This is a genomic window from Mesorhizobium sp. M4B.F.Ca.ET.089.01.1.1 (assembly GCF_004022605.1).
Taxonomy (GTDB): Bacteria; Pseudomonadota; Alphaproteobacteria; order Rhizobiales; family Rhizobiaceae; genus Mesorhizobium; species Mesorhizobium abyssinicae.
The window spans coordinates 1-5967 of sequence record NZ_RZOS01000363.1 but is presented as its reverse complement, the minus strand read 5'-3'; the positions used below and the strand labels follow the sequence as shown (position 1 = coordinate 5967).

7 protein-coding genes are annotated in these 5967 nt (G+C 65.1%); 5 read left to right on the top strand and 2 right to left on the bottom strand.

The genetic code is table 11. The features are described 5' to 3' along the window. Window positions 1-98: 98 nt before the first annotated feature. Together EN780_RS25745 and EN780_RS25740 are read left to right on the top strand one after the other, a co-directional pair. Window positions 99-881: an alpha/beta fold hydrolase gene (locus EN780_RS25745; RefSeq protein ID WP_128275693.1), complete on the top strand. Its 783-nt coding sequence runs from the start codon at window positions 99-101 to the stop codon at window positions 879-881. 88 nt (window positions 882-969) lie between these two features. Beyond that, a complete protein-coding gene (locus EN780_RS25740; protein WP_127282257.1) occupies window positions 970-1587 on the top strand; it encodes a hypothetical protein in 618 nt (205 codons plus the stop codon). Here EN780_RS25740 and EN780_RS25735 read toward each other — a convergent pair. Further along, window positions 1577-2512 carry a metallophosphoesterase gene (locus tag EN780_RS25735; RefSeq protein ID WP_128275692.1) on the bottom strand — a complete coding sequence of 312 codons (936 nt, stop codon included), beginning with the start codon at window positions 2510-2512 and terminating at the stop codon, window positions 1577-1579. The two genes, EN780_RS25740 and EN780_RS25735, sit on opposite strands and share 11 nt — an antisense overlap. 98 nt (window positions 2513-2610) lie before the next feature. Here EN780_RS25735 and EN780_RS25730 point away from each other — a divergent pair, with 98 nt between their 5' ends. Then, window positions 2611-3084 (top strand): NUDIX domain-containing protein, encoded by a 474-nt coding sequence (locus EN780_RS25730; protein ID WP_189340357.1) that lies wholly within the window; start codon window positions 2611-2613, stop codon window positions 3082-3084. Window positions 3085-3086: 2 nt separating this feature from the next. On the opposite strand, the gene EN780_RS25725 is transcribed toward EN780_RS25730, so the two are convergent. Beyond that, on the bottom strand, window positions 3087-4076 hold the full coding sequence (locus EN780_RS25725) for a glutathione S-transferase family protein (protein WP_127282260.1): 990 nt from the start codon (window positions 4074-4076) through the stop codon (window positions 3087-3089). Window positions 4077-4350: 274 nt separating this feature from the next. Between EN780_RS25725 and EN780_RS25720 the strand changes: the two genes are divergently transcribed. Together EN780_RS25720 and EN780_RS25715 are read left to right on the top strand one after the other, a co-directional pair. Next, window positions 4351-4887 carry an N-acetyltransferase gene (locus EN780_RS25720; protein ID WP_128275691.1) on the top strand — a complete coding sequence of 179 codons (537 nt, stop codon included), beginning with the start codon at window positions 4351-4353 and terminating at the stop codon, window positions 4885-4887. Window positions 4888-5066: 179 nt separating this feature from the next. After that, on the top strand, window positions 5067-5828 hold the full coding sequence (locus EN780_RS25715; protein WP_128275690.1) for a 3-hydroxyacyl-CoA dehydrogenase: 762 nt from the start codon (window positions 5067-5069) through the stop codon (window positions 5826-5828). Window positions 5829-5967 lie beyond the last annotated feature (139 nt).

Sequence of the window (5967 nt, the reverse complement as noted above, 5' to 3'; positions counted from 1 at the left end):
ATTTACTGGCTGTTGCTCTGGACAAGGAGCAATCGAGCCACAATTTGACTACCGGGCGCCCGTTCGGTCGCTTGGGCTTGGACAACTCATATATTTTCATGGATTCTTCCGTTTATGCCGCCGAACGGGGCGCCGGCTCGAAGGTTGTCGTCTTCCTGCACGGCTTTGGCGGGTGCCATGATGTCTGGCGCCGGGTGATCTCGACGCTGTCTCCCGGCCTGCGGACGCTTGCTTACGACCTGCCCGGCCACGGCCTTTCGCTCGGTGTCCCTGGCACATCGGCACGCTCCGCCGCCAAGGCCATTCTCGCCGACCTGGCGACACGCGGAAGGAAGAAGGTGCATCTCGTCGGCCATTCGATGGGCGGCGCGGTCGCGACCCTGATGGCGTTGAGCGAGCCCGAAAGGGTAGCCTCGCTGACGCTTCTGGCGCCGGGTGGATTTGGCACTGAGATCAACGGGCCGCTGTTGCGCCGCTATGCGGCTGCCGCCGGCAGAAACGAGGTCCGTACCTGTTTGGCCGCCATGTTCGGACCAGGGGAACTGCCCCCGGAAGACATTGTGGATACGCTTGCCGAGATGCGCGAACGCCCCGGTCAGGTGCAGAAGCTTGTCGAGATCGCCGCCGTCATGACCAGGGACGATCGGCAAGGCGCCATTCCGCGCGAACAGTTGGGCACGCTCGCCATGCCGGTGATGGTGGTCTGGGGCACGGACGACGCCATGCTGCCGGTTGCCCAGGCCAACGACTTGCCGGCGCAGTTTCACCTGCATCATGTGCTGGAAGCCGGCCATATGCTGGTCGAGGAAGCATCCGATCTGGTCGCTTCCGCCGTGCGTCGCAACACAAGTCGGCGCCCCAGGCGCTCGGCCATGGCGTAAGGGCGGCAAGGCTTAACCACCATCTCGGCAGTGCATTTTGCCGGCGACTGTGTTAACCCGCTGTTAACCAACCGCGAGGCAGCCGCCGATGAAGGACGCAGGCGAGAAAACCACCCCGATCGAGGCGTCGCACAAGCTGTCCGACGCCATCCGCGACGTGAAGAACGCTTTCGCCGATCGCGACGATATCGTCGTCGACATGCGCGATGCGCACCGCATGCGGCTCGATCTGCTTGCCGCCGAGCTCGCCCCTGTCTTTGCCGAGGTGCCCACCGACATGGACAATTTCGACTTCGCGGTCTCGTCCGGCCTGCAGCCGCGCTTGTGGATCGATGCCGTCAGCCACGTCGCTATGGGCCGCGACCGTCGCACCTATCGCTTCCTCAGGGACACGCGCATCGGCCGCGTGGTCCTCGCTGAATCGAGCGAGATGAAGGTCGTCGCCGATCAGGTGACACGCTATGTGGCAGAGCGCGTCGTCGAGCGACAGCGGATGATGGAAGGCGGTGCCGAACATGCCATCCCGAGGCTGCAGCGCGCCTTGGTGACGGAAGCCGAACCGCCTTTGCGGGCGGCCCGGCGCGGCAGGGCCTGGTCGGCTGTCCTGTCCGGTCTCGGCCTGATTGCGGCCGGCGCACTGGTCGGGCTTGCCGTATCGCTCGTGCTGTTCTGGGATCGTCTCGCGGCGATGAAAATCAGCTTTTGACCAATGGGCGCGATGCCTCGGCATCGGCTCCCAGTTCGATCACTTGCAGGTCCGACGGCGGCATTGCCGGTCCAGTCAGCCCGCGCCGGGTCAGGCGGACCTGCCAGTCGCCCTTTTCGCCTGCGATGTCGACCAGATTGTACTGCGCCGCCGGGTGCCTGCCGCCGAGCCCCTGCCCGGCCGCGGCGACACCGACGACCGGGATCCTGACACCGCGAGTGCCGATGAAGAACAGGCTCGGATCGTGCGAATGGCCGTGCAGGACAAGCTCGGCGCCATGCCGATTTACCGTCCGCTGGAAGAGCTCGATGCCGAACAGGCGCTTGTATTGGGAAACGGCGCCGCGCACCGGCGGATGGTGGATCATCACCACCCGAAACAGGCCGCTGCCGGCCGTTGCGTCCAGTATCTTGCCGAGCCTTCGCGCCTGGCCTGCCCTGAAGAAGCCATTGGCCATGAACGGCGCGGTGGCGCGCGCCGTCGAAACGCCGATCAGCGCGACATTGCCACGCACGCGCAGATAGGGAAATGCATTGCGGTCGACCGGCCCGCCGGTGCCGTCGCCGCTCATCCACGCCGCCCATGACCGGCAGACCTTGTCGAAGGCGCCCGGCACGTAGGCATCGTGATTTCCGGGCACGACCGAAACGTCGTCGGGCGAGCCCAGTGTCTCCAGCCAGTGCCTGGCCATCTCGATCTCGCCGTCGAGCGCCAGGTTGACCAGGTCGCCGGTGACGGCGAGGTGGTCCGGCTGGCTGGCCTTGAGGTCGGCGACGATCGTGTCGATCACCGCGTCATGCATGTGGCGGCGGCGGTTGCGCTGCCAGTTGACGTAGCCGACCACGCGCTTGGAGGCGAGTTCGCGATAGGTTACACCGGGAAGCGGCCCCAGATGGACATCGGAAATATGCGCGAGCCTGAACATAGCTTCTTCATAAGCGAGCCGCTGCCTGCTTTCCACTCATGGTTTTGCGCCGGCTCGCGGTTCTCCCGGTGACGGAACCCCTCGATCCGGAACAGGCTATGCGTCAGACCGGCTGGCCGGGCCTCAGGGCAAGACTGTTCCATCTGTTGTTCCTGCTCAGGCGGCCGATGACGCTCGGTGTGCGCGGCCTGGTTCACGATCGCGCCTCGAACAGCGTCTTCCTGATCCGCCACACCTATGTGCCGGGCTGGCAGCTGCCGGGCGGCGGCGTCGAGGTCGGCGAAACGCTTCTGGAGGCCCTGGCGCGCGAGCTGGCCGAGGAGGGCAACATCACGATTGCGGCCGCGCCTGTGCTGAAGTCGGTGCATTTCAACCGTCGCTCCAGCAGGCGCGACCATGTCGGCTTCTATCTGATCGAGAGCTTCAAACAGACCGCGCCGAAAGCGCCCGACCACGAGATCGCCGAGGCGGGTTTCTTCCCGCTCGACCGTTTGCCGGAAGCGACGACGCCTGCAACGCTGCGGCGGATCGCCGAGATTTTCGCGAAGGCCGAGATCTCGCCTTATTGGTAATTCTAGGCAGCCTTCCCGAACCACGCCCGATCGTGCGGCGCGCCATAGTCGAGCTCCGGCCCGACCGGTACGATGCCCGTCGGGTTGATCGTCTTGTGGCTGCCGTAATAGTGCGCCTTGATGTGATGCAGATTGACCGTCTTCGAGACGCCGGGCACCTGGTAAAGGTCGCGCAGATAGTTCGACAGGTTCGGATAGTCGGCGATACGGCGCAGATTGCACTTGAAGTGCCCGACATAGACCGGATCGAAGCGCACCAGCGTGGTGAACAGCCGCCAATCCGCCTCGGTGATGCGGCCGCCAACGAGATAGCGCTGCTTTGACAGCCGATCCTCCAGGTTGTCGAGGGCCGAAAACAGCTCTTCGAACGCCTCCTCATACGCGGCCTGCGTGGTGGCGAAGCCGGCGCGATAGACGCCGTTGTTGATGGCCGGGTAGACCAGCGCGTTGACGCGGTCGATCTCCGCGCGCAACGCCACGGGATAGAAATCGACGCTCTTGTCGCCCCATTCGTCGAAAGCCGAATTGAGCATGCGGATGATCTCGGAAGACTCGTTCGAGACGATCGTTTCCTCCTTCCTGTCCCACAGCACCGGCACCGTCACCCGGCCCGAATAGGCCGGATCGGCCTTGCTGTAGACCTGGTGCAGGAAATCGAGACCATGCAGCGTGTCGCCGGTGGCGCCGTCTTCGGCAAGGAAGGTCCATCCGTGCGCACCCATGAAATGGTGCACGATGGAGACCGAGATTGCGTCTTCCAGGCCCTTCAGGGCGCGGAAGATCAGCGTCCTGTGCGCCCACGGACAGGCGAGCGAGACATAAAGATGGTAGCGGCCGGGCTCGGCCTTGAAGCCGCGCGTACGGCCTTCGGCCGGCGCGCCGTCGGGCGTGACCCAGTCGCGCCATTGCGACTGCGCCCGCACGAACCTGCCGCCATTGTCGGCCGTCTCGTACCAGCGATCCTGCCACCTGCCTTCGACCAGCAATCCCATGCAAATCTCCTTGACGCTTGAGTTGCATGTAGGCGCACGGTGGCGATCCCGAAGACGCGATCTACTGAACAGACCGTCACTTTGCCGGAATCGGCGAACGAAAACGGCGGATTGCAGCGGCCGGAAATTGATGCTAGCGGAAAATCCGCATGTTGGACTTTGCCACAATCCGGTTCGACCGACGACGAAAGGGCGCCCGCGCTTGATGAAGCGCTGACTGGCGAACGCTGCCGCTTGCAGCAAACCTTTCCTCGCATACCGGAACGCGAAGACCATGAGCCTTGCCGACGTCGAATACCTGCCGGAAACCCCGGCGCATGACCCCGAGGTCGAAGCCATTAACGACGAGGCCTTCGGGCCGGGCCGTTTCGTGCTTGCCGCCTACAAGATCCGCGAGGCCGGAGGGCATGATCGCGCGATGTCCTTCGTCGCCATCGATGGCGACACCGTCGTCGCCTCGGTGCGGATGACGCGTATCGCCGCCGGCGCCGGGCGCGCGCTGATGCTCGGACCGCTTGCGGTGCGCCCCGCCTTCAAGAATCTCGGCATCGGCCGCCGGCTTGTGGCGATCGCGCTGGAAGCCGCCGCCAAGGCCGGCGCACCGGCCGTGATCCTGGTCGGCGACGAGCCCTATTACGGCCCGCTCGGCTTCAAACGCTTCCCGCGCGGTCAGATTTCCATGCCGCGCCCCGTCGATCTCGACAGGCTGCTTCACCACGAAATCAAGCCGGGCGCCGTGGCCAAACTGACGGGCGAGGTCGGCCATGCGGATCAGGCGCGTTTGCCCGAACAAATCCCGGCAATAGCCTGATCCACGGGTCAATCGGCACGATTGATCCACGGGTCGATTGGCGCATGCCAATCGATCCACGGGTCAATTGGCGCATGCCGAGTGATCCCGCTCGATTGAAACTTCGATTGACCCCGTCTGCCGTTGCGCCATCGTGGCGTCCTTCGTAGCATGACCGGAAAAGCGTGGAGGATGCCGGCATGAACCCGAATGGCCAGATAGCGATCGTCACCGGCGGCGGCTCCGGCCTCGGCGAGGCGACGGCGCGTGCCCTCGCCGCCAAGGGCGCCCGCATCGCCATCCTCGATGTCGGCATCGACCGCGCCAGGAAGGTCGCCGACGATATTGGCGGCATCGCCGTCCAGTGCGACGTCAGCAGCGGCGACAGCGCCGCCGCCGCGATCGCGGACGTGTCGCAAAAACTCGGCTCGCCGCGCATCCTCGTCAATTGCGCCGGCATCGCCATCGGCGTGAAGACGATCGGCAAGGACGGCCCGCACCCGCTCGACCAGTACCGCAAGGTGATCGAGATCAACCTGATCGGCACCTTCAACATGATCCGCCTCGTTGCCGACCGCAGCGCCAAGCTTGATGCGCTGGATGGCGGCGAGCGCGGCGTCATCGTCAACACGGCATCGGTCGCCGCCTATGACGGCCAGATCGGCCAGGCTGCCTATTCGGCCTCCAAGGGCGGCGTGGTCGGCATGACGCTGCCGGTCGCCCGCGACCTCGCCCGCTCCGGCATCCGCGTCTGCACCATCGCGCCCGGCATCTTCCGAACGCCGATGATGGCCGGTATGCCGCAGGAGGTGCAGGATTCGCTTGGTGCGGCGGTACCGTTCCCCTCCCGCCTCGGCGAGCCTTCCGAATATGCAGCACTTGCGCTGCACATCGTCGAGAACCAGATGCTGAACGGCGAAACCATCCGCCTCGACGGCGCCATCCGCATGGCCCCCAAATAGCCGCGATGGACACCGGCATTTCCGCTGCCGGAAAGACCGGTCCGCTGGCCGGTCTGACGGTGATCGAAATGGCCGGTCTCGGCCCGGTGCCGATGGCGTGCAGCAGGCCGGAATAGGCCAGATAGGTGATGTCGTGGCC

Bases quoted from the DNA above. Each gene is read 5' to 3' on its own strand.
- EN780_RS25745 (WP_128275693.1), top strand. From the start codon at position 99: ATGGATTCTTCCGTTTATGCCGCCGAACGGGGCGCCGGCTCGAAGGTT.
- EN780_RS25740 (WP_127282257.1), top strand. From the start codon at position 970: ATGAAGGACGCAGGCGAGAAAACCACCCCGATCGAGGCGTCGCACAAG.
- EN780_RS25735 (WP_128275692.1), bottom strand. From the start codon at position 2,512: ATGTTCAGGCTCGCGCATATTTCCGATGTCCATCTGGGGCCGCTTCCC.
- EN780_RS25730 (WP_189340357.1), top strand. From the start codon at position 2,611: ATGCGTCAGACCGGCTGGCCGGGCCTCAGGGCAAGACTGTTCCATCTG.
- EN780_RS25725 (WP_127282260.1), bottom strand. From the start codon at position 4,076: ATGGGATTGCTGGTCGAAGGCAGGTGGCAGGATCGCTGGTACGAGACG.
- EN780_RS25720 (WP_128275691.1), top strand. From the start codon at position 4,351: ATGAGCCTTGCCGACGTCGAATACCTGCCGGAAACCCCGGCGCATGAC.
- EN780_RS25715 (WP_128275690.1), top strand. From the start codon at position 5,067: ATGAACCCGAATGGCCAGATAGCGATCGTCACCGGCGGCGGCTCCGGC.